The organism is Cellulosilyticum sp. I15G10I2 (assembly GCF_900095725.1).
Classification (GTDB): domain Bacteria; phylum Bacillota; class Clostridia; order Lachnospirales; family Cellulosilyticaceae; genus FMMP01.
In genome coordinates this window covers 127,076-153,028 of record NZ_FMMP01000011.1, presented here as the reverse complement: position 1 = coordinate 153,028, position 25,953 = coordinate 127,076, and the positions used below count along the sequence as shown (strand labels likewise).

Sequence of the window (25,953 nt, the reverse complement as noted above, 5' to 3'; positions counted from 1 at the left end):
GAAACCAGCCTCTAGTTTTCTAGTAAGTTAAAATACTATTATATTTCACTTAATGCTTTTTCAATATCTGCTATAAGATCATTCACATCTTCAATACCAACTGATAAACGAATAAGTTCTTTTGATACACCAGCTGCAATGAGTTGTTCTTCATTTAACTGTGCATGCGTTGTACTTGCTGGATGAATAACAAGTGATTTAGCATCCGCTACATTGGCAAGGAGCGAGAAAATTTCAAGTTTATCTATAAACGCAACAGCTTTATCACCATCTTTAAGTCCAAATGTAAAGATTGCCCCTGTTCCTTTTGGGAAGTACTTTTGCGCAAGTTCATAGTATTTATTGCTCTTAAGTGCTGGATATTTTACCCAAGCTACTTTGGGATGATTTTCAAGGTATGCTGCTATTTTCTCAGCATTCTCTACGTGTCTTTCTACTCTTAAAGATAATGTTTCAAGTCCTTGTAAAAGCAAGAACGCATTAAATGGACTAAGCGCTGCTCCCGTATCTCTTAGAAGTTGTACTCTCGCTTTAAAAATGAAGGCAAGCGGTCCAAATGCGTCTGCATAAACCAAACCATTATAGCTTGGATCAGGTGTAGTAAAACCTTTAAATCTGCCACTCTTTGCCCAGTCAAAATTACCTGCATCTACAATCACACCACCCATAGTCGTTCCGTGTCCACCTATGTATTTAGTGGCTGAATGAACTACGATATCTGCTCCAAATTCAATAGGTCTAATAAGATATGGCGTTCCAAAAGTATTGTCTATTATAAGCGGAATACCGTGTTTATGGGCTACGTCTGCTACAGCTTCAATATCTACAATATTAATACCAGGATTTCCTAAGGTTTCTATAAAAATAGCCCTTGTTTTTTCATTAATGGCAGCTTCAAAATTTTCTGCTTTATCAGGATCTACAAATTTTGTTACTATGCCATAATTAGGAAGTGTGTTTGCAAATAAATTATAGGTTCCTCCATATAAAGTACTTGCAGATACAATTTCATCCCCAGCTCCCGCTACATTTAGAATAGAATAAGTAATAGCTGCTGAACCAGATGCCACAGCAAGTGCTGCCTTTCCGCCTTCAAGCAGTGCGATTCTTTTTTCAAGAACATCTGTTGTAGGATTCATAATACGTGTATAAATATTCCCAAGTTCTTTAAGTCCAAATAAGTTGGCTGCGTGTTCTGTATCATTAAACACATAAGATGTTGTTTGATAAATAGGCACAGCTCTTGATTTTGTAACAGGATCTACTTCTTGCCCTCCGTGAATTTGTAATGTGTCAAAACTCCAATTTGCCATATTGTATTCCTCCTTATACTATTGAATTTATATTTTTTATTTTGATCCTATAGATTTCACATTTTAAAGTTAACTTATTCATGATGTTATTTAATGTGAAATTATTCTGAGAAACAACATTAAATTTTTAATATGCTTCAATAAGGGGCTATAAAATATCAAACCGCCCTCTTCCTGAGAAGAGGGCGGTTACTTACTCAACCTTATCTCTCAGGATTATCCTGCTGGAATTAGCACCTTGTCACAAATGTAATGACGGTTGCTGGGTATCCTCGGGCCAGTCCCTCCACCTCTCTCGATAAGCATATTTAATTTATACCATTGTATTCCTATAATATTACTGTGTCAATACTTTTTTATTTTTTATTTTTTACTACTTCCAAAAAAATTCTATGATTGTTAGAAAAACTGGCATAGTCATGATGCACAGCAGCGTTGTTACTGTAACAACTTTTGTACTATAAAGATATTTTGTATTAAAACGCTGCGCAAACATAGGCGCAACAATTCCGGTAGGCGCTGCTGCTCCTATAAGTAGTGTTGCCGTCACTATCTGATCTGCTGAAATGCTGTGAAGAACTCCCATAAGAACAGCTGGTACTAGTACTAATTTATAAATACTTATAGTATAAATAGATTTATCTGTAAAGCAACTGATAAAGTCTGTTTTTGCTAAAAAGGCTCCCAGAACCATCATAGCAAGTGGCATATTAATTGCCCCAATATAATTAAATACTTGATACAAAGTATTCGGTAGTTTTACAGGCGAAATAAATACTAAGAGTCCACCAAGCATCGCAAGAGTTCCTGGGTTAATCAGAGCTGTTTTTAAGTTGATTTGATATTTTTCTCTGCCCATGGTTTTTGCGCCATAGGTCCAGAGAAATACATTCCCAAGTACAATATGTGCCGAACCTAAAAACACTCCTATACTGCCAAGCAGCGCTTGCAATAGAGGAATAGCCATAAATCCATTATTTGAAAAAACAAGGCACATACGCTTATCTTGAAAATCTATAGTTTTATCCGTTTTAAATAACACACTCCCTATAATAATAGGTACAGCATATGCAATTAATCCTAGTGCAAATGAAATAAGAAGCATCTTTGCCAATTTATATTCAAATTCTCTTTGATAAGAAGCAATAATAACCGCCGGTGTTACAATCATCATAAGTAATGTAGAAATCTGCTTAGTGCCTTCTTCAGTTAATATATTTTTTTTACTTAAAATATATCCAACTAACATAAGTAAAAACATAATAAATATTTGATTTACAATTGTAAAAATATAATGTAACACGCTCAAGCCTCCCATACAGTATCTTTACTATACTAAATCATCTGCACGAGAATTACAACTGTTTCATCTTATTTCCATAATTTATGTCAAAATACGTCGCTATCAAGCTCTTAATTCACAAAAGTACGCAAATAATAGCAGTTCCTTGAAACAAAGTTTGATGCAACGTGTAATCTAGCATCATTTATTTCAAAAAACTGCTCCTATTTTATTTCTTCGGTGTATACATAGATAAAATATTTTTAATATCCTTACCGGCAAATTCAACCAAACTCTCTGAACTTAACGATAGATTTTCCAGTGAGTTTTTAATTATTTCATTAATGTCCTCTATTTCCTTAAGTGTATTTTTTGAACTCTCTATAACTACATTCCCATCGTTCTGAACCTCACCTTGTTCCATTGTTTCTATAGCAGCATCAAGTGCAAGCTGGCTAATTTGCGTAACAATTTGAAGCACTGCATTTAAGAGTGGCGTAACATTCTCTCCATATTGTGATTGCGCTAGTGATTTTTCTAATATTTTTTTAGTTTGTAATATAATATCTTTAGTACTTTTTTCAGATTGTACTATATTCGTTTTAATTAGATTAATTCCCTTAGCCATAATTTTAACACCTCTTGTCTTACTTTATAATTTTATTCTCATGAAACTTTTAACATTATTTCCTACTTACCCCAGAAAGGATCTTTAGTATTAAGAAGGAGAACTACCTGCATATCCTCTAAGTAGTTCTCCTTTCTTAATCATCACCTAGATAAAAGGTAAAATTTGCTTTTTCATACATTTACAGGAAGCTCGTCCCCTAATCTATGAAAAAAATCATCTCATATCCAATTTAATAACTCCTTTATGGTGCTGGTGTAACAGCGTCATCTACAAATGGAAGGAAATTAATGGTTATCAGGCTAGATGTAGACGTATTGGTATTTGTAGTGGTATCTGTATCGGTTGTCTCTTGACCCTGTGCTTGGACTTGCGCTTGTGCTTGTGCTTGGATTTGCGCTTGCACTTGAACTTGAATTTGCAATTGTTCTTGAAGCTGCTCCTGAATTTGTTCTTGTAATTGTGCCTGTACTTGAAGTTGTGCTTGAATCTGAGCTAGAATTTGAAAAATATCATTTGAATATCTGTTGAAAGAATCGTCGATATCGTTTGTATAGTCCCCATGTCTCCACCCATCAGAATAACAACATCTTTTTGCCATAAAAAACACTCCTTTAAGATTGATTGTACTATATAATATGTTTCTTAAAGCAAATGGACACTATAAATATAAGTTACTATACTATTTTTTTTAAAATTTCTTGCAGAGAAAAAGCGGGCATCTGCCCGCATTTTACTTTGTCTTTATTCTATATTAAACTTTTCTACTGCACGGGATAAGGTTTCTGCCCCTTCTCTTACTGCTCCAAGCATATGCACTATCTCATTTGTTCTTTCAAGCGCAAAGTCTGACTTTTGTGCAATAGCTGTTGTTCCCGATGCCCCTTCAACAGTTGCCTCAGTAATGCCATCTATTACTTTCATCATTTCTTGTATTGAAGCTAATAATTCTTCTGATGTAGCACTAAAATCTGCGACTAACGCGTCCATGCCTTCTGCATCTTCATTATATTGTTCTGCTATATCCAGCATAAAAGCATAATCTTTTTTTACACCATGTGAAACAAAATCAAGTAATTTGCTGGAACTTGAAGATAGATTCTGAACAGTATTTGTTATGACTTCAGTAATAGATTGTATTTGAGTAACTGTCTGCCTTGAGTCTTCTGCCAGCTTTCTGATTTCATCTGCAACCACAGCAAATCCCCTGCCAACTTCCCCAGCTCTTGCCGCTTCAATTGCTGCATTCAGTGCAAGCAGATTAGTTTGAGAGGTAATCTGCAGTATCGCATCTGATAAAACCGTAATCTTCTCTACAGCTTTTGATTCTTCAATGGCTTCTTCCAATTGACTTTTAGTCTCTGTTATTATTTTCAGAGCATTCTTCTCTGATTCACTAACACTTGCTTGGATCTCAGTGGCTTTTTTAGCCATATCATTAACAGCCCTCATGCCTTCTTGGGATTTCTCTGCAACGGAACTTGCTGCTGTTTCTATCTCGTTTGATGTTGCATTCATCTGCTCTGAGGCCGCCGCTGTCTGTTCCATTCCCATTGATAAATGATGGGTTTCTTGTACTACTTCATTAAATTTGTTTTGTAAACTGTGTATTTGAGTGCTTACTTTATGAATCACCTGCATTGAAGCAATAGATTCAGCTCTTACTTCTGCTAGCATCATCTTAATAGATACAGACATTTGTTTTAAAGAATGAGATATGAGACCAATTTCATCCTTTTTCTTTAAATACTTATCTGGTATTTCAACCATAAAGTCTCCTAAAGCAAATTGCTTAATAGTTTTTGCAGCATCTTCTATAGGTCTTGATATTTTTTTGCCAACAAACAAAGAAATTCCCGCAAATCCAGCCGCTAAGGTAACAGATAGCAAGAGTAATAAAAAGATTTTTTCTTTTGCCGCCTTTGCAATTTCCTCTTTTTCATTTTTTATGATTACATCTATATCGTCTGTATAATTCCCCGTACCAATAACCCATTCAAAAGGTTCAAAAGCTAAGGAATAAGATCTTTTTGGCAGAGGTTCATTACCACCTTTTTTTGCGAAATAGTAGTCCGAAAACCCACCGCCCTCTTTTTTTCCGTTTTCAATGATAGTTTTAATTAAATAATTGCCTTTTTCATCTACGGCTTCTAGTCTATTGGTACCCTCTGTATCATTTCCTAGAAGAACTACATTTACCCCTTCAAAGGTATCAATCCAAAAATAACCATCTTGTCCATACCTAAGATTTCTAATAGATGAAGCTGACATTTCTTTAGCTTGCTCTAAACTCATTTCTCCATTTTTATATTGATCATAATAATTTTGCACTAAGCTTACTGCACTCTGAACCTGAGTTTCAATTAAGTGGTCAAAATCAGCTCTAATCGTTGTTTCTAGTTCGTCTACATATGAACCTTGCATACTAACGAGCCCCCAAATAGCAATACCACTTAAAATAATCATAACTGTAAGCGAATTAATAATAGATAACAGCAGAATTTTAGTACTAATCTTCTTCATACTCAAGCCTCCTAGTATAGTATATAGCATCTATCCCCTAGATTAACTACATCTTATAATAGTATTTTATCACTTGAACGCAAGTATTACAACTTCTATCCACAAATTTTGTCGCAAATTGTTATATCCCCTGTTTTTTTAGAAGCAGGGGATATGTATTATAGTTGATAAATGTCACTTGCACTCATAAGTTCCATCTTATGTCTTGATAAGCATTCAATAGTCTTATTGCAATCCTCAGTTCTAAGTATGACAGAAGCATCATCACCTACTGAGAAAGCATACATGTATTCTATACTAATATTATCTTGCGTTAAATATGCCAGCATCCTTTTAAGTCCTCCTGGTGCATTGGGTACTTTACAGCAAATTACTGGAGTTGTCTGTACAGAAAAGTCTTGCGCTTTAAGCAGCTTAATCCCACTCTCAGGATCACTTATAATCAGTCTGATAATGCCATAGTCAGATGTATCTGCTATCGAGAGTGCAGATACATTAATATTGGCATCCCCTAATATTTGCATAACCTCATATATTCTTCCCGACTTGTTTTCTATAAATACTGAAAGTTGCTCTATAATCATACTATTGCCTCCTCTTATATCCTTATTATATTTTTTGATTTCTCCTGTCAATAATACGCTTAGCCTTTCCTTCACTGCGCTCTATTGTTTTATGTTCTACGAGCTTAACTTTAACTTGAATACCTAGTACACTTCTTATTTCATCAGTAATTTTTTTCTCAATTGCTTTCATATGCCGCATACCATCTACAAAAGTAACGCCTTCTTTTCCTTCCACCCACACTTCAAGGGTATCAAGATTATTAACTTTATCAACTATCAACACATAATGGGGCGCTGTTTCTCCTAAGTTAAGCAGTACACTTTCTATTTGTGATGGGAATACATTGACGCCTCTTATAATAAGCATGTCGTCTGTCCGCCCTGCACACTTTGTCATCCGAGTGGTTGTTCTTCCGCAGCCACACGGTGTATCTATTAAGCTTGAAATATCTCTTGTTCTATATCTCAAAAGCGGGAGTGCTTCCTTTGTAATACATGTAAAAACAAGTTCTCCCGCTTCTCCATAAGGCACCGCTTCAAGTGTATCTACATGAATAATCTCCGGAAAAAAATGGTCTTCATTAATATGTAAATGATTCTGCTGCTGACACTCAAAAGCTACCCCTGGTCCTATAATCTCACTAAGCCCATAGCTATCATGGGCTTTCATCCCCCATAGATCTTCGATCTGAGCTCTCATTTCATAGGTCCAAGGCTCTCCACCAAGCGGCGCTGCCTTAATGCCAATACTTCTTGGGTCAATTCCTAGTCCCTTCATACTCTCTCCAAGATAAACTGCATATGAAGGCGTACAGACTAAAATAGTACTTCCAAACTCCTGCATAACTTGTATCTGTTTTTTCGTATTGCCTGTTGAAATAGGCACTATAGTTGCCCCAAATCTTTCTGCCCCATAATGAAAACCAAGCCCTCCTGTGAAAAAACCATACCCAAGAGCATTTTGCACCACATCATCCTCTGTAACTCCCATTGCCGCATAAAACCGTGCAATACAATCCGACCACAACGCTAAATCGTTTTGGGTATAGCCTACAACAGTTGGTTTCCCTGTTGTTCCCGATGAAGCATGTACCCGCGTTACCTTTTTCATAGGTACGGCAAATAACTTATAAGGATAATTATCTCTTAGATCTTGCTTTGTCGTAAACGGTAGCTTGATAATATCATCAATATCTTTAATATCTCCAGTCTCTATTCCTAGTTCATCCATCTTACTTTTATAAAACGGCACATTTTGATAAACTCTATTTACCGTATCTATTAATCTTTTACTCTGCAGTGCATGCATTTCATCTCTTGAGAGACACTCCTCTTGTTGCCAGATCACCTGTTATCACTCCCTATTTTTTTCTCTTATCTATAATCCTTTTTGCCTTGCCCTCACTCCGCTCTATGGTTCTAGGCTCAACCAATTTTACTTTGACATGAAGTCCAAGCAGACTAAAGAGCTCATTCGTAATATGTTTTTCTACGCGTTCTAATGATTTAATAGCATCTGAAAATAAGCCTTCTTTAGCTTCTACCCATACTTCAAGGGTATCAAGATTATTAACTCTATCTACAATCAGTACATAATGAGGTGCTGTTTCTGCTACCTTTAAAATAATACTTTCTATTTGTGAAGGAAAAACATTAACCCCTCTTATAATAAGCATATCATCACTGCGTCCTGTTACCTTATCCATACGTACAAGTGTTCTGCCACATTCGCACTTATCTGTATAAAGCTTTGTAATATCCCGGGTTCTATATCTTAAAAGCGGCAATGCTTCTTTTGTAATCATTGTAAAGACAAGCTCACCGGATTCCCCGCTTTTAAGGGGTTCTAGTGTATCTGCATCTACAACCTCAGGTACAAAATGATCATCATTAATATGTAAGCCTGCTCTTTTCATACAGTCAAATGCAACGCCAGGTCCTAATACTTCACTTAGTCCATAAATATCCATGGCTTCAATACCAAAAAGACTCTCTATTTGTTCTCTCATTTCCTCCGTCCAAGGCTCAGCACCAAATACCCCTACTCTAAGCTTTGTGCTTCTTGGATCAATGCCCATATTCTTCATTGTTTCACCTATATATAAAGCATAGGAAGGTGTACAAGTTATAACAGTCGAACCAAATTCCTGCAGCAGCTGAATTTGCTTTTTAGTGTTTCCTCCTGATATAGGAATTACAGCTGCCCCTAGATGTTCTGCCCCATGATGGCATCCCAGCCCACCCGTAAAGAGTCCATAACCATAAGCATTCTGAATAATATCATTTTTGGTAATGCCATAAGCCGTAAAACACCGAGCTATCATATCCTGCCACATCGCAATATCATTTTTGGTGTAGCCAACAACTGTCGGCTGTCCCGTCGTACCCGATGAAGCATGAATACGTACAACTTCTTCCATGGGAGCTGCAAAAAGCCCATAGGGATAGTAATCTCTAAGATCTTGTTTGGTAGTAAAGGGCAGATGCTTTAAGTCATCAATACTTTTAATATCTTCAGGCTTTAACCCTAACGCCTTCATCTTTTGACGATAAAAAGGTACATGCTTATAAACCCTATTAACAGTTAAAGATAATCTTTCAGATTGTATAGCCTTTTTCTCATCTAAACTTACCGTCTCTTCTCTTTGCCAGAAATTCATAATTATACTGCTCCCTCCGATAAACTACTGGTGCCAAAGCTACCTTGACAATTTAATATGCTAAAAAAATTGTATCATTCCTTGCATATTTATGCAACACAGTATTCTGAAGCTTTTTTCTTTTTTTAAAATTTTAATTGTTAAATACTTTGTGCTATTTATATATATTTTTCTGATAATTTTTTACTACTATTTATAACATAAAAAATAAAGCCATAGAGTTCATTACTCTACAGCTTGTTAAGATTGCTTTTATTCTATTTCTAGTTGTGTCTGATTTTGATTCATGATACTCTTGCCTTCAAAAACAGCACCTTCTTTTATCGAGATACTCTTCACTTCCATATCTCCAAAAACTTTACCAACAGGTGCAATTTCCACAAGTCCTTGGCACTTAATATTGCCCTTAACCGTACCATAGATAACCATCGTTTCACAGTTTACTTCCCCTTGTATAAAGCCCCCTTCTCCTACTACAACATCTCTAGCCTGAATGATGTTCCCTTCAAATTTCCCATCTATTCTTAAATTCCCTTCTGTTACAATGTCACCTTTTAAGGATGCCGTTGTATCTATCAGCGTGCCTACATCAGTTCTAACTAATTTTTGTTGTTCTTTACTCGTTCCCTTTAAATCTCCAAACATACGCTTCTCTCCTTACTCAAATATTCTTATTGGATCAATAGGTACTTCATTTTTTCTAAGTTCAAAGTGAACGTGAGGGCCTGTAGATCTGCCTGTAGAACCCATAAGTGCTATCACTTGTCCCTTTTTGACGGTCTCTCCCGGCTCAACTAAAAGCTTTGAGGCATGTCCATACAGACTTGTAAGGCCATTGCCATGATCTAGACAAACAACATTTCCAAATCCTCCTTTATATTCTGCATAAACTACTCTGCCTTTTGCCGTAGCATGAATTTCAGTTCCATAATCATTTGCAATATCTATTGCAGAGTGATTTTCTTCGCCTCTATTCGTAAAAGGATTTTCCCTTGAACCAAAATAGCTTGTAATTCTGCCCTTAGCCGGTATAAAAGAAGGTATATATTGTTCTTTTTCGAGTACTATGTCCAGCTCTTCATTTATAGCCATAAGAGATTTTATTTTATCATCTATCGCCTCAATAGAAAGCCTGTCACTCTGCTGAATACTCATATTCACAGCCATCGACTGACTTTCTCTGATGGTCATATCATTTGATGCATTTGATTCTTTTAAAAAATGGCTTTTATCCAATTTATCTTTGATATCTTTTTCTAAATCATTTATCTTTTCCATTTTATCATTAATTGCGTCTTGATATACTTTGTAATCCTGAAGCTTTTCTTCTTTAGCTTTATTTTCTTTTTCTAGATTTTTAATATATTCATTTTTCATTTTTAAAGTCATGGAATCCTGGCTAAAATTTTGATAACGATTTGAAAAGATATAAATGCTTGCCGAAATAACAATAATTATTAAACACACCAAAGAAGCCATACCTTTAATCCATAAGTTTGAGAGACTTACTTTTTTAGTTTGGCTTCCTCTTTCTGGAATAATAATAATATTATATTTTTTTATCTTCTCTTTTGTATTATAAAACACAGATATCTGTCCTTCCTTTTACACTGTTCTTACAACATCATATAAAAGTTGAGATGATTTTTTCAAGCTAGATTAATTGTACAATAATTCAATCTAAGTTTCAACATGCTATTTAGCTAAAATAGTTCTTGTAGCAATAACATCTATACCTGTATCTAAAAGATTTTTCACGATAACATCGCCCACTTTCACAGGGGCATCAACCTCTATTGTATTTAAAACTTCTATACATCTGAAATTTAAGTTTTTGGGAATGCCTCCGCTAGTTTTTACCGGAATCATAGAATATATACTATTATTAAGCTTTACTGTTGTTGTAATGACCCTTGTAGGATTTGTGACCTCTTCTACCCCATATACCTCTCCTCTTTTACAGCCATGACCCGTTACTGCTTTATTCTCCGTATTCACTTCAAGTGTACATCCTATCGGACAAACAATACACGTTATTTTTTTAAGCATGATGATCCACCTCCGTGAGTTCTATAACAATATCTCCCGTAATTGCCTGCAGATGTCTTTCTGTAAGCACAATACTCTGCATCTCTGCCGGTAAAAGAATCTTCTTTTTAAAAGATGCGATCTCTTGATCTTCACACCTTACTACAACTTTCTGATGCTGATAAGGTTTATTAACGCGCATAAATAATTTAATGGGTTCTTCATGAGATAGGTTAATGCACTGTGGTACTGTATACGTAATCCCCTCTCCATTAATAACCTGAATACTTCTTCCTTCTTGATGCTTACCCTTTATATAATTTGCAGCATTTTTTCCTGCATTTTGTGCCTCTTCTGTTACGAAGTCTACTAAGTCATGTACATGCAGCACATTGCCACATGCAAAAATCCCTTCTTTAGAAGTTTGCATCGTCTCACTTACAACGAGCCCATTTGTTCTTGTATCTATCTCAAGTCCTGCATTTTTCGAGAGTTCATTTTCTGGAATCAAACCAACAGATAACAAAAGTGTATCACACTCAAAGGTTTTTTCTGTACCTTGAATAGGTTTTCTATTTGCATCTACCTTAGAGATCACTACCTTTTCTAAGCGCTTTTGCCCTATGATATGCGTTATAGTATGAGAAAGATACAAAGGAATATCGTAATCTTCTAAGCACTGAACAATATTACGATTAAGACCATTTGAATAAGGCATCAGCTCAACTACAGCCTTTACCCGAGCACCTTCTAGCATCATTCTTCTTGCCATAATAAGGCCTATATCACCTGAACCTAAGATAACTACTTCTTTTCCTACCATATAACCTTCTATATTGATATAGCGTTGGGCTGCTCCAGCAGTAAATATCCCAGAAGGCCTGTGACCTGGTACATTAATTGCCCCTCTTGTTCTTTCTCTGCATCCCATAGCCAGCACGATTGCTGTTCCTTCAATCTGCATATAACCCTCTTCTGAGCTTACAGCATGAACAGTCTTTCCCTTTATATCTAATACCATAGTATCAAGCTTAATGACTATAGAAGTATCAGTAACTTTATCAATAAACCTTTGGGCATACTCTGGACCCGTAAGTTCCTCTTTGAATGTATGAAGCCCAAAGCCATTGTGTATACACTGATTAAGTATACCGCCTAGTTCTCTTTCTCTTTCTATAATCACTATACTTTTAACACCCCTATTATAAGCCTCATAAGCTGCTGCAAGCCCGGCTGGCCCGCCCCCTATTACTATTAAATCATATGTCATAGCTAATCCTCCTTATTTTGTTTTCCCTGTTAAAATGTACGCACCCTCTTTGTCTAGCATAATATCTTCAAGCCTAACATTTAGCTCCCTTGCAAGGATCTCTTGTACCCGCGGTCCACAAAATCCACCTTGACATCTGCCCATCCCTGGTCTGCATCTCCTTTTTACCCCATCAACTGTCGTGGCACCAGTTACATTTTGGATACTATCTATAATCTCCCCCTCTGTGATCCCTTCACATCTGCAAATAACTCTGCCGTATCTTGCATCTTTTTTAATAAGTTCAGCTTTTTCTTCTTCTGAAAGCTCCATAAACCTTATTTGCTTACGTATTGGGTTAAAATCCTTTTTCAGACTATCCGGAAGACCTCTTTGCTTTAGCATCTCCACTACATCCAGTGCAATAGCTGGGGCTGCCGATAATCCTGGTGACTTCATACCCGCTGCATCTATGAATCCTTTTACAGAAGCCTCTTCTACGATAAAATCCTCTCTGTCTGAAATAGCACGCAGCCCTGAAAAATTTCTAATATTTTCTCTATAATTAATGTACGCTGTGGTTTTCATGGCTGCCTCCTGCACCAAACTCAGTCCCTCAGATGTAACGCCTACATCTTCTCGGTCCATGAGGTCTAGAGAACTTGGGCCTACAATTAAATTGCCATGTACTGTGGGACTGACCAATACCCCTTTACCCATTTTTCCTGGACACTGAAATACAGTATGACTCACAGCTGTCCCTTGATTTTTATCCAGTACAAAGTATTCACCTTTTCTTGGCAGAATTTTATAGCTTGGCTGGCAGATCATATTATGCACCTTATCTGCAAAAACACCTGCTGCATTCACAACAAACTTACACTGTACTTGAGACGCATCTTTAAGCGTCAATGTAAATCTTTCATCATTTTTATTAATCGCTATAACCTCAGCACGTGTTTTTAATTCACCGCCATTTGTTATCCCATTTTCTATAAGTGCTATTGTATATTCAAAAGGTCCTACTATAGCTCCCGTGGGTGCATAAAGCGCCCCTTTTATATCTGATGATAAATTAGGCTCTTTTTTCAAGGTCTCCTCTGGGCCTAATAGCTCTATCCCCTTTACTTTGTTTTTGAGACCATTTTCATATAGCTTACGTAAAGTTGTCATATCCTCATCATTAAATCCTATAACCAACGATCCATTTTGCTTATAAGGAACGTCTAATGCCTTGCAAAGTTCCCCAAAAAGCTCGCTCCCCGCTACATTGTACCTCGCCATAAGCGTTCCTTCTTCTGGATCATACCCTGCATGGATAATAGCTGAATTTGCTCTGGTGGTTCCCATAGCCACATCATTTTCCTTCTCTAAGATAATGACTTTAAGGTTATACTTTGTAAGTTCTCTGAATATACTTGCTCCGATTACACCTGCTCCAACTATCGCTACATCATACATATCTATTCCTCCTATATTTCTAAGTGTTATATTATCTCCTACAAGAAAGCGTGCAAAAAACACACGCACTTTCCTATTTCAAAACAAAAAGAGCCAAGCACAAAAGAAACACACTTATTCAGTGTCTCTTTTGTGCTTGGCTCTTTTTCTCACGCACATTTTATTTTGTTAAATAGATTATATCACAATTCATCATTATCTTCAAGTTCCCATGCCATAGATCTCTTAACGGCTTTTTTCCATCCTCTATAAAGCTTATCTCTTCTACCTTCTTCCAAACTAGGGCTAAACGTTTTATCAATCCGCCATGCATCTTGAATCTCTTTTTTGTCTTTCCAATACCCTACTGCAAACCCAGCAAGATACGCTGCCCCCAAAGCTGTCGTTTCTACAACTATAGGCCTTACGACCTTTGCTCCAGTAATATCTGCTTGAAACTGCATTAAGAAATTATTGCGGCTTGCACCACCATCTACCCTAATACTATTAATACCATGGCCAACATCTTCTATCATCGCTTCAATAACGTCTCTGCTTTGATAAGCAATAGCTTCAAGAGAGGCTCTTATAATATGATTTCTGTTAGTGCCTCTTGTCATCCCAAAAATACTGCCTCTAGCATACGCATCCCAGTAGGGTGCCCCAAGACCTACAAAGGCTGGCACCACATAGACGCCGCCACTGTCTGTAACCTTGCTCGCAAAATAATCTGTATCACATGAATCATTAACAAATCTCAGCTCATCTCTTAACCACTGTACCGCTGCGCCACCAACAAATACAGACCCCTCAAGCGCATACTGTACTTTACCTTCAAGTCCAACAGCAATGGTGGTAAGAAGTCCATTACGGCTTTTTACTAACTCTTCTCCCGTATTCATAAGTACAAAACAACCCGTACCATAAGTATTTTTAACATCTCCTTTGTCAAAACATCCCTGTCCAAAAAGCGCGGCTTGTTGATCTCCCGCAGCGCCGCTTATCGGGACTCTCACGCCACCTTTAGAGCCAAGATTAGCATAACCATATACTTCCGATGAGTTTTTAACCTCTGGAAGCATTTCACTTGGAATATCTAATCTTTGTAAAAGCTTATCATCCCATTTGAGTGTTTTAATATTAAAAAGCATGGTCCTTGAAGCATTGGTATAATCTGTCACATGTACCTTACCATTTGTAAGTTTCCATATAAGCCAGGTATCTACTGTTCCAAATAAAAGTTTACCTTCTTTGGCACGCTTTCTGGCCCCTTCTACATGATCTAGAAGCCATTTAATTTTAGTTGCTGAAAAATAAGCATCCAATACAAGCCCCGTTGTTTCTTGAATATAATCCTCTAATCCCTCTTCTTTTAACTGCTCGCACAAGTGCGCCGTTCTCCTGCACTGCCATACAATGGCATTGTAAATCGGTACACCTGTTTCTTTATCCCAGACTATCGTTGTTTCTCTTTGATTGGTGATGCCTATGGCAGCAATATCTTCTTGTGTCATATTAGCCTTTGCCATAACTTCCTGAAGTGCCCCATACTGCGTTGCCCAGATCTCCATAGGATCATGCTCAACCCAGCCTTCCTTAGGGTAGATTTGAGTAAATTCCCTCTGGCTTATCCCTATTATATGTTGATCATGATTAAATATAATAGCTCTTGAGCTGGTTGTCCCTTGGTCTAATGCTATAATATATTTTGCCATTTTTATTTTAGCGAAAAGTTAAACCCATACCATTCGCTAAATCCCCCTCTCTTACTATTGTTTTTAGTATATTGTATCATTTTATACCTCTTAGAACGTAAAAAATGCGCAAAAATAATAAGTTATTTTTGCGCATCTCTTCATATCTCTGTGCACCGTTATAGTATTAATTAAATTATACAATTTCTTATTAACAAAGTCAATTTTTTCACCACATTATTTGCGCAACAATTCTCAGATCTTCTACATATCCCAGATTTCTTCTTTGGAAGTTGATATGGCAGCTGCCCCTGCCTTAAGCGACTCAATCACATCTTCTTTACTCGCTATAAGACCTCCTGCTATAAGCGGCTTGCGTGTTGCTCCACATAGTTCTCTTATAATTTTAAACAAAATACCCGGCAGCATTTCTATGGCATCACACTGCGGTGCAAAATGCTGTTTTGCATTAGCAAGTGAAATCCCGTCTAAAACAAATATTCTCTGAACAGCAATAAGTCCTTCGCTTTTTGCAGCTTGTATCAGCTTAGGTTTTGTACTAATGATCCCATCAAAAACTGTTCCTTGTTTAATATACTGAATAGCAATTTCTTTGCTCGATAACCCTTCAACTAAATCCAGGTGTATAATCCCTATCTTCTCTTCTTGATGAATCTTATCCGAAAGTCTCTTCAGTGACAAAATATCTCCAAAAAGCACAAAGATAATACCCACATCCGTCTGCAAGGCTTTATCAAGTTCTGACTCATTTTTTACAGCTGCAATCACTGGATTTTCATCAAGAAGCATTTTAAAATCAATCATAGTCTCGTTATCTCCATTATCTGAAACTTTAACTTACATGAAATCTATCAATTAAAATAGCTAAGACAGTAAAGGTATTAACGATTTCTCTTCGAACACCTTTTCTTAGAAAGAAGTCATCTTTCTCAAAGATACTCTCTTCTTCATACATATGTGCGAGATCAGGATAATCATATAAATTACCATGATAAAACATAAAAGGCTCTAGACTAGATTCAAAATCTTTAAGGGATACAGTGTTACACCTCTTTTGTAAGAGGCTGATGCCGCCTTGTTTAAAGACCTCTGAAACAAACTCAGTACAGATATAAGTTTTATAAACTTGAAGATTACTTTTAAATAAAACATTAAAAATACCTATTAAATTGTAATAATACTTCTCATCATCTGTATAAGTATCATATATAAAAGAGCTTATCTGATTATATTGCTCGTTTGTAACAGGTATACGATATATTTTAACATTAACATCTTGTTTGTTACCTAATGAAAAGCGATAAGGATTTTCTTTAACCATTCCTCCAACTAAAGGATTTTTAGCTGATAGTCTAGCAAACGAATACATCTCTAACATATTAGCATCTAAGCTAATTGATACATGATTAAATTCAGAATGCGTACAATATCTAATCATCCGCCCTACCCGTGTCGGTGTCCGAGACAATATAACATAAACAAATGTATCCATTTAGGCCCCCCTCTTAGATCACATTTAATCATACGATTATGCAATTGTTTCTATGCCCTCTTTTATTAATCTAACATAATTTTTCTAAAAAATCAAAAGCAGGTTTTAGTAATACATTAACTTACTCTTTTGACTATGCTCTATATATTCTTTGATTATATTAAACTCATTCAATAACTTAGTATTTTTACCCATAACACTAAAAAGTTCATCAAAAAAACTCCGTTCATTAATTACATCATAAACATCCGCATCTTCAAGTCCATAATCTGTTTTTAAGTCTGAGATTACTGTATCAAAATTGCCAATTGCATCTATTAAATTAAGCTCTTTAGCTTGACTTGCCGTATAAACTCGTCCATCAGCCAATTGTTTTGTTTTATCAAAATCCATTTTTCTATTTTCAGCTACAATCTCTACGAACATGTTATATGTTTCATCTACCATCGATTGAAGGATTTGCCTTTGTTCTTCGGTAAGCGGATTTCCCATAGCCTTATTTTTGCCTGATACAACATTTTCTGTCTTGATCCCTATTTTTTGTTCAAGCTCACTTGTGTCTATTGTAGACATAATAACCCCAATAGATCCAGTCATCGTCATACGATTAGCATAAACTTTATCTGCTGCCATACAAATATAGTAGCCGCCTGAAGCTGCTGTTTGTGCCATGTAAGCGTAGATAGGCCTCTGGGTAACTTCTTTATATTCTTTAAGCTTAAGGTAAAGTTCATCCGACTCATATACCCCTCCGCCCGGAGAATTTACATAGAGCAAAATAGCTTGATTGGTTGGACTATACATAAGCTCATCAATCTGCTCAATAGTCCATCTATGTTTATAGGTTGGTTCACTAAAAATAGATCCCGATTCTCCTATAGTCCCTTCTACATAGATCACCTCTATTGAAGCCCTGCCATTTCCTGGTATTTTATTAAGCCCAGCACTTCCTACCCGGCCAATAAACCGTGATAATATCATCCCCCATACTATAACAAAGAACATGATACTTAGAATAATAATCCCTATTATTAATGCCACATTATTTTTTTTCTTTTCAGTTCCCATATAAATATACTTACCTCCTTAAATCTAACTTAACTTTTATGATAGGCTTTTTTTCCTTCTACATATAAATTATTGCCCGCGCTGTCAATAGTTACTATAACCGGAAAATCCTTTATCACTAACTCATAAATAGACTCAGCGCCTAAATCCTCATAAGCTATGCATTTCATCTGTGTAACACACTTACTAAGAAGTGCCCCCGCACCTCCAATAGCCGTTACATAAACAGCCCCATGTTCTTGCATGGCATCTATAACAGCTTGATTTCTAAGACCTTTACCAATCATCATAGTCTGTCCCCATGCCATAAGTTGTGGTGCATAAGTATCCATCCTGCCACTTGTTGTTGGTCCGCAGCTGCCTATAATCTGATCTGGTTTAGCTGGTGCTGGCCCGGCATAATAGATGGCTATATCCTTCATATCAATCGGCAGTGGCTTCCCCTGTGCATGGTCTTCTATTATCCTTTTATGGGCTGCATCTCTTGCTGTATAAATAATACCGCTAAGAAGCAGTTTCTCTCCAGCTTTCAGGCTTCTAGCTTCTTCTTTTGTAATAGGTACTTGTATCTTTTTATCCATATTTAGTCTCCCTCTTATAACTTAATCATCTTATGTCTGTTGACATGGCACCCCATATTAACAGCAAGGGGCATGGAGGCAATATGACAAGGATAGGCTTCTACATGTACGGCAAGTGTTGTTATCCTTCCGCCAAGTCCCTGTGGTCCTATGCCTAAAGCATTGATTTCTTCCATTAATTCTTTTTCAAGCTGTGCCATACGCACATCTGTACTTGATAAACCTATGTCCCGCGTTAAAGCTTTTTTTGCAAGAAGCGTACATTTTTCAAAATTTCCGCCTATACCAACGCCCACTACTACTGGCAGGCAAGCATTAGGCCCTGCAAGTGTTACCGCTTCTATAACCGCCTTTTTTATCCCTTCTACACCTTGCGCGGGAGTCAGCATATAGACCTTGCTCATATTTTCACTTCCGCCGCCCTTAGGCGCGATAAGTATTTCCAGCTCATCTCCGCTAACTATTTCATAGTGTATGATAGCCGGAGTATTATCTCCTGTATTTTTTCTATACAGTGGATTTTCTACAATAGATTTTCTTAAGTAACCTTCTTTATAGCCACGTCTTACGCCTTCATTAATGGCTTCTTCTAACAAACCGCCTTCTATATGAACATCTTGCCCTAACTTAACAAAAAATACAGCAGTTCCTGTATCCTGACATATAGGGATATTTTCCTCTTTAGCGATATCCGCATTCTTGCAGATATCTTTTAAAATGTCCTTGCCAACAGGACTTATTTCTTCTTCTTTTGCACGCTTAAGCGCTTGGTATAAGTCTTCAGGCAGATAATAATTAGATTCAATACATAGCTGCTTTACTGCAGCAGCTATTTCGTTAAAATAGATACTTTTCATCGGTGATTCTCCTTACGTTCTTTATCGTTTATAGGTTTAAACTTGGGCAGAAGCCCTACATTTTGAAGTGTCTTAACAATAACCATTATAACAGGTCCTAAAACAAGTCCAAATACACCCATTACTTTATAGCCTATATACATCGCCATAACCGTAACTAAAGCGTAAAGGCCTATTTGATGAGATAAAATTTTAGGCTCCATAATTTGCCTCATGACAAATATAATACCATATATACCTAGAAGACCGACAGCTATCATATAATCTCCTACTATAATATGATAAACTGCCCAGGGTATAAGTATACTACCGCTTCCAAATACAGGCAGAGCGTCTATTAAAGCTATTATACAACTAATAAGCAGCGCATAGCTGATACGAAATACTAATAAACCCGTCAAACAAATACTAAAGGTAATAGACATAAGTATAACTTGTGTCCTAATATATCCCCCCAGCGCCCCGAGCATTCCTTTTTGCATCACCGCTAGTCTCTCACTAATCGTATCTGAAAGCTGTGCTTTTATAAACGCTTTGATCTCATAATAATCTTTTGTCATAAAAAAAGTCGCTATCAACATAACAATAATAAAAATAAGCATATTGGGAACTTTAATAATTGCGTGATATACATTTGGAATCCGCGCGGTGAGAAAAGTACTGATTCCGCTTAGCATTTGTTCTACTACATTATCTAAATTGGAAAAACTCCCAATCTTATCTTCTAATAGCTTAATACCTTCCGTGAGCTTTTTACTATATTCAGGGAATGTAGCCGAAAATGTAATGATTTGATACCATAATTGTTTAATGACTATGATTATAATCCACAAAATACCACTAAGGATCGTAAGCATGCTGAATATAGCCCCTATGGCTCTTGGAATCTGCAATTTTCTATTTAACCATGTTACTACCGGGTTTAACAAACTTGCAAATAACCACGCTATTATAAAAGGTGCCATAAGACTAAATACCTTGAATCTTATAATGGTATATGCCAGAATGCATATCACTCCAAAAACAAGCAGGTTTTTACCTATTTTTTTATACCAAGCTTCTATTTTCTGCTCAAGCATGCCTCTATCCCCTCCTTCATATAATATATCATATAAATGGAATATTTAGTACATCCTTCAAAATATAATAAAAGAACACAAAAAAAGACACCATATTTGGGGAATATGGTGCTAAAATAGAGTTTTGTAAGGGTTTGCTATTAGAGTTAATTATCCTACTTTAATTAAAACGTATTTAGGGGAGTTTAGATTTATGTAAACTGTTTACACGTATCTATTTAGGGTTTAGGGGAATAAAGTAACATAATTATCTCTATTATTATTTACATACCTATGTATCTAAATAATTAATTTTCCGTTCACTAACATATTATCACGCATTTTTGTATTTTTTTAGACTAATTTGTAAATAAATTGTGAACAAAAGAAGTAGTATATTGCTATTTATTATATAATTTTGTCGTTAAATAGCGTTTATTATAAATTTTCATCTCGCTCCCCTATCTCTTCCCACCTTTTAGCATGAGAAATGCACAAATCAATAAACGCTTTTAAAGCAGGATTTAACCATTTATTTTTATGATAGATTATTTGTGTATAGAAAGTAATAGGTGAATCCCATCTTTTTATTTTAAATTTCTTTTGTTTTTCCTCTTCTGCAACAGCATAGTATGGTAAGTAGGAGATGCCTAGTCCACATTCAATATATTTTTTTATTGCTTCTACACTTCCAGTTTCTAAACTATTTGTTGGATAAAAATGGTGACTCTGCAGATAGTTGTTGAATACTTCACGATAGGTACATTCTTTTTCAGTAAATAAGACCATCTGTGAATTATCAGGCAAAAAATCATCCCCTTTATAGTCATAAGGTGCTACTAAGCACATGCCTTCTTGCTTTAACAATAGGGTTTGAAGATGTGAATAAGTATATTTAGGCTGTACCAGAAAACTGACATCCAAATCTCCAGTACTTAATTTTTCCCTAAGATTACAACATTGATCATTAATAATAATCATTTCTACCTCAGGATATGTACATTTGTATGCCTTAATGATATCTCTCAATCTATACATCATCAAAGATTCTGGAGCGCCTATTTTTATAACACCCCTTGGTTTATTTTCGGATGTTGAATATTTTTCAATAACCTCATAAGTATTTAACAAACTTCCAATGTGTTCAAGCAGACTCTGCCCAAATTGCGTAATTTCAATGGTTTTTCCTATTCTATTAAAGAGAGGTTTTCCATAATAATCTTCAATGGTTTGGATTTGAAAAGTGACCGTAGACTGTGCATAGCCTAAATCCTGGGCTGCTTTTGTAAAACTCCCCCTTTCCGCTACTCTTTTAAATGTTTTAAAATTTTTGATATCCATAAGGTTCTCCTTATATTTGATCTTATTTATAGTGTATTATACCATAGATTCAATATTATTGATGGATACCATCTAAACTTTCAATTTTACAAATAACTAAATAGCTTTTATAATCACTTCAAAGGGAGGCGTAATAATGGATAAAAAATTAAACACATTAACACTCAGCGGGCTCATGATCGGTCCAATACTAGGGTCTGGCATTGTGTTGCTTCCCCCTATTGCTATTAAAACTTTAGGACAACATGCTATAGTTGCTTGGATTATCATGATGTTTCTTGGCGGAATATTCGCTTATATTTTTGCTAAGATGAGCTTATTAACCTGCAGTAATGAAGGGATTAGCAGTATTATTTCAAGAGAAATCGGATTCTTTCCAGGACAGCTTGCTTCAAACTTTCTTACACTAGCTGTATGTTTTGGACCCGTTGCCGTTGTTGTAACAGCTGCTGAGTTTATTCACAATATGTTTTTAGATATTCCTTATTTAAAAGTCATTATAGCTTTTATTTTTCTTATACTTGCGACCTTTGTTCTATTAATGGATGTAGCTAAAATAGGGAAGTTATCTTTAATTCTTTCTTCTTTAACAGCACTTCTTTTAGTCATAGGAGGGCTCTTTAGTTTAATCACACAACCTGCTATTTTCTACCCTGCAGGCTTGCCTAAAATAAGCAGCATGGGGTATACGCTTCTTCTTTTATCTTGGGCAATCATTGGTTGGGAAGTAATCGGTAATTATATAGAAGATGTTGAAAACCCCCAGGTAACTATTATGCGGGCTATGAAGATCAGCTTGAGCGCTGTCGTTTTGGTATATCTGATCAGTACATTCGCTTTACAAAATAAGATTAATTTTGAAATTTCAGGCCAAGGTACGGATGTTAATATGGGCATGATTTTAGTCCCTATATTTGGAGAATATTCTTTTTTCATTATAGGAACCATTGCTGCTGGTTTGTGTTTCTGCACATTTATCATGTTCGTTGGTGCTACTTCAAGACAAGTCGCCAAAAGAGCAGAAAACGGCACCTTACCTCAATTTTTCAAACAAAAAAAGGGGGAAAAATCCCCCAAAACTACACTATTTATTTTAGCCGGCCTGCACGCCTTGATCCTTGTATTTATTTATTGTCACTGGATTACCCTTGAAGCGATCGTTAGTATCGCCAATACTTTTTTTATTTGTAACGCACTCTTAGGCCTTCTTGCAAGTTTTAAATGTGTTAAAGGTATCCTTGTAAAACTTTTTGTAACTATTTTAATTATTATTTTCTGTTTACTACTAACCTATTCATCTCTTATTGCATGGATTCTTTTTATAGCAGTCACTTTAGGCAGCGCATTAAAATGCTCAAAAGCTCAGTTCTCACAAACTCTATGATTTTGTTTGAGTTAAAATGACACCACCGATTACTGAAGTAACCGGTGCAACCAGTACCAAGCCAAAACTGCCCACAAGAGTATGTAAAATTTCAGAAGATACATAAGTAATATTTAAAATATTAACAAGTGGCGTTCCTTGTGCCATAAATACCATCATGAGTGCTGTATAGCCGCCTGAGTACGCCAACAAAAGTGTGGTCACTATGGTCCCAAGTACAGACCTTGAGACAGTGAGTCCAGATGCAATAACTTCCTTAGTCGTAAGTTCTGGCTTTTTTTCAACAATTTCATCCAGCGAGGCTGCTATGTCCATAGCTACATCCATTACCGCTCCTGATGAAGCAATAAAGATCCCCGCTAAGAAAATAGAGGTCAAGTTCAAATAGTGATAACCACTATACAGTAATGTTTCTGAAAAAGGCACTACTGCCCCATGTAGTTTAAATGCTTTTCCGAAACCAAGTGCAAATATACCAGTTAGCAATACCCCGAAAAACGATCCCAGAAAAGCTATTGCCCCTTTTTTAGTAAAGCCCGCCACGAGAAAAATAATAACAAATGCAATAATTATAATACTGCCCATCGCAATAAGAATAGGATTGAAGCCTTTTAAAAAACTAGGAATTAAGATTTTCCATATCATAAGTATTGTAAAAACAAAAGAAAGTATTGCTCTGACTCCCGTCCACCCCGTTACGCCAATCATGCCCACTACAAAAACAATAAATAATACAAGCTCCAGCTCTAACCGGTAATGATCTATGGCATTGGCAAAGATTACCTCTTTATCCTCCCCTAGATCCAGTACAACGAGTGCCATATCCCCCACCTCAAATATCTTATCAAATTCCATCTGTCCCCTTAGATGATTGACCGCTTCATAGATATCTCCTTTATATTTACCACTTAACACCTGTACTTTTAAGCTTTGATTACCTTGTTTAATGATTCCTGTTTGAATAATAGACGTATTATTAACCTCTATGATCTTGGCTTTTACTCTTACGCTTTCTTTATACATATCCGTTTCAAATCCTGTAGGAATAACTGTTAAAATACCTATTATTATAATAACTACTGTAAGAAAAATAAGATTTGAATACTTTAGCTGCTTATTCAAAGTATGTTGCCTCCTGTTATATAGGTTCCTAAATCATTTCCCAAGCTGTTCAAAAGGCACAAAAGGATTCCTTTGTGCCTAAAGATACATGCTTTATTCATTTTTATTTACTCGCGAGTTTCATAACAGACATAAACTTTTGGTAAGTATCTGTATCATCATAATACCCAGAAAATATTTCGGATCCTTGGCCTATGGCATATAGTGGAACTGGAACGCCTGTATGTGCATAAGTAGTCCAGCCAATCCCTGCTCTTTGATTCAAAATATGCGTTACTGTAATGCTCAGTGGTTCATAACCCCCATACAATAAATACGTTTTATCATCTGTTGGTCTCTCACTTGCTGCTAACATACTTACTTTTAAAGCTTCTTTTAATTGATTTAACTCTAATTCTTTTAAATTATTAAGTCCCATTTTATCACTAAGCACCCCATAAAAATCTTCTATTTTAGCAGTTTCAGGTGTATGTGACGCACGATACTGAGCAACTACCTTGTCGAATTCATCATAAGAGATCTTTTGATTTTTAAGAAGAGGAAAGGAAGTATTATACTTTGTACCTGCAAAGCCTATCCCTAATCCACCTGTTTCGTGGTCACCCGTTACTACAATCAGTGTATCATTTGGATGCTTTTGATAAAACTTAATCGCTTCTGCTATTGCCTCTTCAAAAGCAATAACTTCTTTAATACTGGTTGCCGCATCATTTGCATGACATGCCCAGTCAATCTTGCCACTTTCTACCATCATAAAGAAGCCTTGAGGATTTTCTAAAACCTCTATCCCCTTTCTGGTAAAATCCGCCAAACTTAAACTTGCACTATCTTGATTAATCGCATAAGGCATTGCATTAGATTTATCAAGTACCGGATTAACTGCATAAACTTTACCTGTTTGCTTATTAATCTTTTCAAAATCTTCTTTTGTACGTGTAATAGTATAGCCATCTCTTTTTACGATTTCATAAACATCTTCTTGATCTTTATTCTTACCTGTTGGCTGATTAAATCCGCCTCCCCCAAAGTAGTCAAATCCGCTTTTGCCAAGTTCAAGAGCGATATCATAATAATTATTTCTTGAAGTTTGATGCGCATAAAATACTGCCGGTGTCGCATGGTCAATAGATACAGAACTCACGATACCTACTTTCATACCACTTTTTTTAGCTGATTCAGCCATTGAAGTATATTTTACTTTTTTTGCTGGATCCATATTGATAACACCATCTACAGTTTTATAACCGGATGCCATAGCTGTTCCGGATGATGCAGAATCAGGAATGAATGAATCTGCTGCATATGTAGTCTTAAGCCCCTGTACCGGAAATTTAGAAAAATTAAGTTTCACAAGTTCTGGGGCTGCACTATTTTTTAGAGAGCCTAAGTAGATTTCTGCTGCGTTCGCTTGTGTAGCTGACATGCCGTCCCCTATAAACATAAAAACATATTTTGCTTTTTTTGCTGTTGTATTACGCTGAGTAGTTTGTGCTGATACTGCTTGAGTCTGCAATCCTAATATCCCAAAAGATACAACTAATGCAAGTACGGATGTGATAATGGTCTTAAAGTGTCTTTTTACATTAAACATCATTTCACCTCTTCATATTATTTTTTAACCCTCGCAGTAATTTTATCTTTAAAAC

General features: G+C 36.1%; 24 protein-coding genes and 1 riboswitch. Of the genes, 1 reads left to right on the top strand and 23 read right to left on the bottom strand.

Annotated elements, in window-relative coordinates; genetic code table 11:
• Positions 1-38: 38 nt before the first annotated feature.
• From BN3326_RS12750 to BN3326_RS12650, 21 genes are all read right to left on the bottom strand, one after another.
• On the bottom strand, positions 39-1,313 hold the full coding sequence (locus tag BN3326_RS12750) for an O-acetylhomoserine aminocarboxypropyltransferase/cysteine synthase family protein (protein ID WP_069999630.1): 1,275 nt from the start codon (positions 1,311-1,313) through the stop codon (positions 39-41).
• Positions 1,314-1,513: 200 nt separating this feature from the next.
• Positions 1,514-1,618, bottom strand: a riboswitch (SAM riboswitch).
• 68 nt (positions 1,619-1,686) lie between these two features.
• Positions 1,687-2,616: an AEC family transporter gene (locus BN3326_RS12745; protein WP_069999629.1), complete on the bottom strand. Its 930-nt coding sequence runs from the start codon at positions 2,614-2,616 to the stop codon at positions 1,687-1,689.
• A gap of 208 nt (positions 2,617-2,824) precedes the next feature.
• Positions 2,825-3,223: a hypothetical protein gene (locus BN3326_RS12740; RefSeq protein ID WP_069999628.1), complete on the bottom strand. Its 399-nt coding sequence runs from the start codon at positions 3,221-3,223 to the stop codon at positions 2,825-2,827.
• 244 nt (positions 3,224-3,467) lie between these two features.
• On the bottom strand, positions 3,468-3,824 hold the full coding sequence (locus BN3326_RS12735; protein ID WP_069999627.1) for a hypothetical protein: 357 nt from the start codon (positions 3,822-3,824) through the stop codon (positions 3,468-3,470).
• 143 nt (positions 3,825-3,967) lie between these two features.
• The gene (locus BN3326_RS12730) at positions 3,968-5,746 is read right to left on the bottom strand and encodes a methyl-accepting chemotaxis protein (RefSeq protein WP_171903832.1); all 1,779 of its coding nucleotides are present in this window, start codon (positions 5,744-5,746) and stop codon (positions 3,968-3,970) included.
• 158 nt (positions 5,747-5,904) lie between these two features.
• Positions 5,905-6,330 carry an acetolactate synthase gene (locus BN3326_RS12725; RefSeq protein ID WP_069999625.1) on the bottom strand — a complete coding sequence of 142 codons (426 nt, stop codon included), beginning with the start codon at positions 6,328-6,330 and terminating at the stop codon, positions 5,905-5,907.
• 25 nt (positions 6,331-6,355) lie between these two features.
• Complete coding sequence (locus tag BN3326_RS12720) at positions 6,356-7,660, bottom strand: phenylacetate--CoA ligase family protein (RefSeq protein ID WP_069999624.1); 1,305 nt, start codon at positions 7,658-7,660, stop codon at positions 6,356-6,358.
• A 13-nt stretch (positions 7,661-7,673) separates the two neighbouring features.
• Positions 7,674-8,972 carry a phenylacetate--CoA ligase family protein gene (locus BN3326_RS12715; protein WP_069999623.1) on the bottom strand — a complete coding sequence of 433 codons (1,299 nt, stop codon included), beginning with the start codon at positions 8,970-8,972 and terminating at the stop codon, positions 7,674-7,676.
• A gap of 252 nt (positions 8,973-9,224) precedes the next feature.
• Positions 9,225-9,617 (bottom strand): bactofilin family protein, encoded by a 393-nt coding sequence (locus BN3326_RS12710; RefSeq protein WP_069999622.1) that lies wholly within the window; start codon positions 9,615-9,617, stop codon positions 9,225-9,227.
• 12 nt (positions 9,618-9,629) lie between these two features.
• Positions 9,630-10,559 (bottom strand): M23 family metallopeptidase, encoded by a 930-nt coding sequence (locus BN3326_RS12705; protein WP_069999621.1) that lies wholly within the window; start codon positions 10,557-10,559, stop codon positions 9,630-9,632.
• A gap of 108 nt (positions 10,560-10,667) precedes the next feature.
• Positions 10,668-11,021 (bottom strand): DUF1667 domain-containing protein, encoded by a 354-nt coding sequence (locus BN3326_RS12700; RefSeq protein ID WP_069999620.1) that lies wholly within the window; start codon positions 11,019-11,021, stop codon positions 10,668-10,670.
• Positions 11,014-12,270 carry an NAD(P)/FAD-dependent oxidoreductase gene (locus BN3326_RS12695; RefSeq protein ID WP_069999619.1) on the bottom strand — a complete coding sequence of 419 codons (1,257 nt, stop codon included), beginning with the start codon at positions 12,268-12,270 and terminating at the stop codon, positions 11,014-11,016. Before BN3326_RS12695 ends, BN3326_RS12700 begins: the two co-directional genes overlap by 8 nt.
• Positions 12,271-12,282: 12 nt before the next feature.
• Positions 12,283-13,710 (bottom strand): NAD(P)/FAD-dependent oxidoreductase, encoded by a 1,428-nt coding sequence (locus tag BN3326_RS12690; RefSeq protein ID WP_069999618.1) that lies wholly within the window; start codon positions 13,708-13,710, stop codon positions 12,283-12,285.
• A 182-nt stretch (positions 13,711-13,892) separates the two neighbouring features.
• Positions 13,893-15,404 carry a glycerol kinase GlpK gene (gene glpK / locus BN3326_RS12685; RefSeq protein ID WP_069999617.1) on the bottom strand — a complete coding sequence of 504 codons (1,512 nt, stop codon included), beginning with the start codon at positions 15,402-15,404 and terminating at the stop codon, positions 13,893-13,895.
• Between the two features lie 243 nt (positions 15,405-15,647).
• Complete coding sequence (locus BN3326_RS12680; protein WP_069999616.1) at positions 15,648-16,208, bottom strand: glycerol-3-phosphate responsive antiterminator; 561 nt, start codon at positions 16,206-16,208, stop codon at positions 15,648-15,650.
• A gap of 28 nt (positions 16,209-16,236) precedes the next feature.
• The gene (locus BN3326_RS12675) at positions 16,237-16,896 is read right to left on the bottom strand and encodes a hypothetical protein (protein ID WP_069999615.1); all 660 of its coding nucleotides are present in this window, start codon (positions 16,894-16,896) and stop codon (positions 16,237-16,239) included.
• Positions 16,897-17,001: 105 nt separating this feature from the next.
• A complete protein-coding gene (gene sppA, locus BN3326_RS12670; RefSeq protein WP_083258699.1) occupies positions 17,002-17,964 on the bottom strand; it encodes a signal peptide peptidase SppA in 963 nt (320 codons plus the stop codon).
• Between the two features lie 29 nt (positions 17,965-17,993).
• Positions 17,994-18,545: a Fe-S-containing hydro-lyase gene (locus BN3326_RS12665; RefSeq protein WP_069999614.1), complete on the bottom strand. Its 552-nt coding sequence runs from the start codon at positions 18,543-18,545 to the stop codon at positions 17,994-17,996.
• A 14-nt stretch (positions 18,546-18,559) separates the two neighbouring features.
• Positions 18,560-19,402: a fumarate hydratase gene (locus BN3326_RS12660; RefSeq protein ID WP_069999613.1), complete on the bottom strand. Its 843-nt coding sequence runs from the start codon at positions 19,400-19,402 to the stop codon at positions 18,560-18,562.
• Complete coding sequence (gene ytvI, locus BN3326_RS12655) at positions 19,399-20,481, bottom strand: sporulation integral membrane protein YtvI (RefSeq protein WP_069999612.1); 1,083 nt, start codon at positions 20,479-20,481, stop codon at positions 19,399-19,401. Before ytvI ends, BN3326_RS12660 begins: the two co-directional genes overlap by 4 nt.
• A gap of 417 nt (positions 20,482-20,898) precedes the next feature.
• Positions 20,899-21,801, bottom strand: coding sequence for a LysR family transcriptional regulator (locus tag BN3326_RS12650; RefSeq protein WP_069999611.1), 903 nt, complete (start codon positions 21,799-21,801; stop codon positions 20,899-20,901).
• 136 nt (positions 21,802-21,937) lie between these two features.
• Between BN3326_RS12650 and BN3326_RS12645 the strand changes: the two genes are divergently transcribed.
• Positions 21,938-23,185: an APC family permease gene (locus BN3326_RS12645; RefSeq protein WP_069999610.1), complete on the top strand. Its 1,248-nt coding sequence runs from the start codon at positions 21,938-21,940 to the stop codon at positions 23,183-23,185.
• Here BN3326_RS12645 and BN3326_RS12640 read toward each other — a convergent pair.
• Both BN3326_RS12640 and BN3326_RS12635 read right to left on the bottom strand, forming a co-directional pair.
• Positions 23,180-24,307, bottom strand: a complete 1,128-nt coding sequence (locus tag BN3326_RS12640; protein WP_069999609.1) for a YibE/F family protein — start codon at positions 24,305-24,307, stop codon at positions 23,180-23,182. The genes BN3326_RS12645 and BN3326_RS12640 overlap by 6 nt on opposite strands.
• 103 nt (positions 24,308-24,410) lie before the next feature.
• On the bottom strand, positions 24,411-25,898 hold the full coding sequence (locus BN3326_RS12635) for an alkaline phosphatase (RefSeq protein ID WP_069999608.1): 1,488 nt from the start codon (positions 25,896-25,898) through the stop codon (positions 24,411-24,413).
• Between the last annotated feature and the right edge of the window lie 55 nt (positions 25,899-25,953).

Coding starts and splice junctions, on each gene's coding strand:
- BN3326_RS12730 (WP_171903832.1), bottom strand. CDS start 5,746: ATGAAGAAGATTAGTACTAAAATTCTGCTGTTATCTATTATTAATTCG.
- BN3326_RS12715 (WP_069999623.1), bottom strand. CDS start 8,972: ATGAATTTCTGGCAAAGAGAAGAGACGGTAAGTTTAGATGAGAAAAAG.
- BN3326_RS12740 (WP_069999628.1), bottom strand. CDS start 3,223: ATGGCTAAGGGAATTAATCTAATTAAAACGAATATAGTACAATCTGAA.
- BN3326_RS12725 (WP_069999625.1), bottom strand. CDS start 6,330: ATGATTATAGAGCAACTTTCAGTATTTATAGAAAACAAGTCGGGAAGA.
- BN3326_RS12635 (WP_069999608.1), bottom strand. CDS start 25,898: ATGTTTAATGTAAAAAGACACTTTAAGACCATTATCACATCCGTACTT.
- BN3326_RS12750 (WP_069999630.1), bottom strand. CDS start 1,313: ATGGCAAATTGGAGTTTTGACACATTACAAATTCACGGAGGGCAAGAA.
- BN3326_RS12675 (WP_069999615.1), bottom strand. CDS start 16,896: ATGGATACATTTGTTTATGTTATATTGTCTCGGACACCGACACGGGTA.
- BN3326_RS12645 (WP_069999610.1), top strand. CDS start 21,938: ATGGATAAAAAATTAAACACATTAACACTCAGCGGGCTCATGATCGGT.
- BN3326_RS12690 (WP_069999618.1), bottom strand. CDS start 13,710: ATGTATGATGTAGCGATAGTTGGAGCAGGTGTAATCGGAGCAAGTATA.
- BN3326_RS12710 (WP_069999622.1), bottom strand. CDS start 9,617: ATGTTTGGAGATTTAAAGGGAACGAGTAAAGAACAACAAAAATTAGTT.
- BN3326_RS12665 (WP_069999614.1), bottom strand. CDS start 18,545: ATGGATAAAAAGATACAAGTACCTATTACAAAAGAAGAAGCTAGAAGC.
- BN3326_RS12680 (WP_069999616.1), bottom strand. CDS start 16,208: ATGATTGATTTTAAAATGCTTCTTGATGAAAATCCAGTGATTGCAGCT.
- BN3326_RS12650 (WP_069999611.1), bottom strand. CDS start 21,801: ATGGATATCAAAAATTTTAAAACATTTAAAAGAGTAGCGGAAAGGGGG.
- BN3326_RS12660 (WP_069999613.1), bottom strand. CDS start 19,402: ATGAAAAGTATCTATTTTAACGAAATAGCTGCTGCAGTAAAGCAGCTA.
- sppA (WP_083258699.1), bottom strand. CDS start 17,964: ATGGGAACTGAAAAGAAAAAAAATAATGTGGCATTAATAATAGGGATT.
- ytvI (WP_069999612.1), bottom strand. CDS start 20,481: ATGCTTGAGCAGAAAATAGAAGCTTGGTATAAAAAAATAGGTAAAAAC.
- BN3326_RS12735 (WP_069999627.1), bottom strand. CDS start 3,824: ATGGCAAAAAGATGTTGTTATTCTGATGGGTGGAGACATGGGGACTAT.
- glpK (WP_069999617.1), bottom strand. CDS start 15,404: ATGGCAAAATATATTATAGCATTAGACCAAGGGACAACCAGCTCAAGA.
- BN3326_RS12700 (WP_069999620.1), bottom strand. CDS start 11,021: ATGCTTAAAAAAATAACGTGTATTGTTTGTCCGATAGGATGTACACTT.
- BN3326_RS12695 (WP_069999619.1), bottom strand. CDS start 12,270: ATGACATATGATTTAATAGTAATAGGGGGCGGGCCAGCCGGGCTTGCA.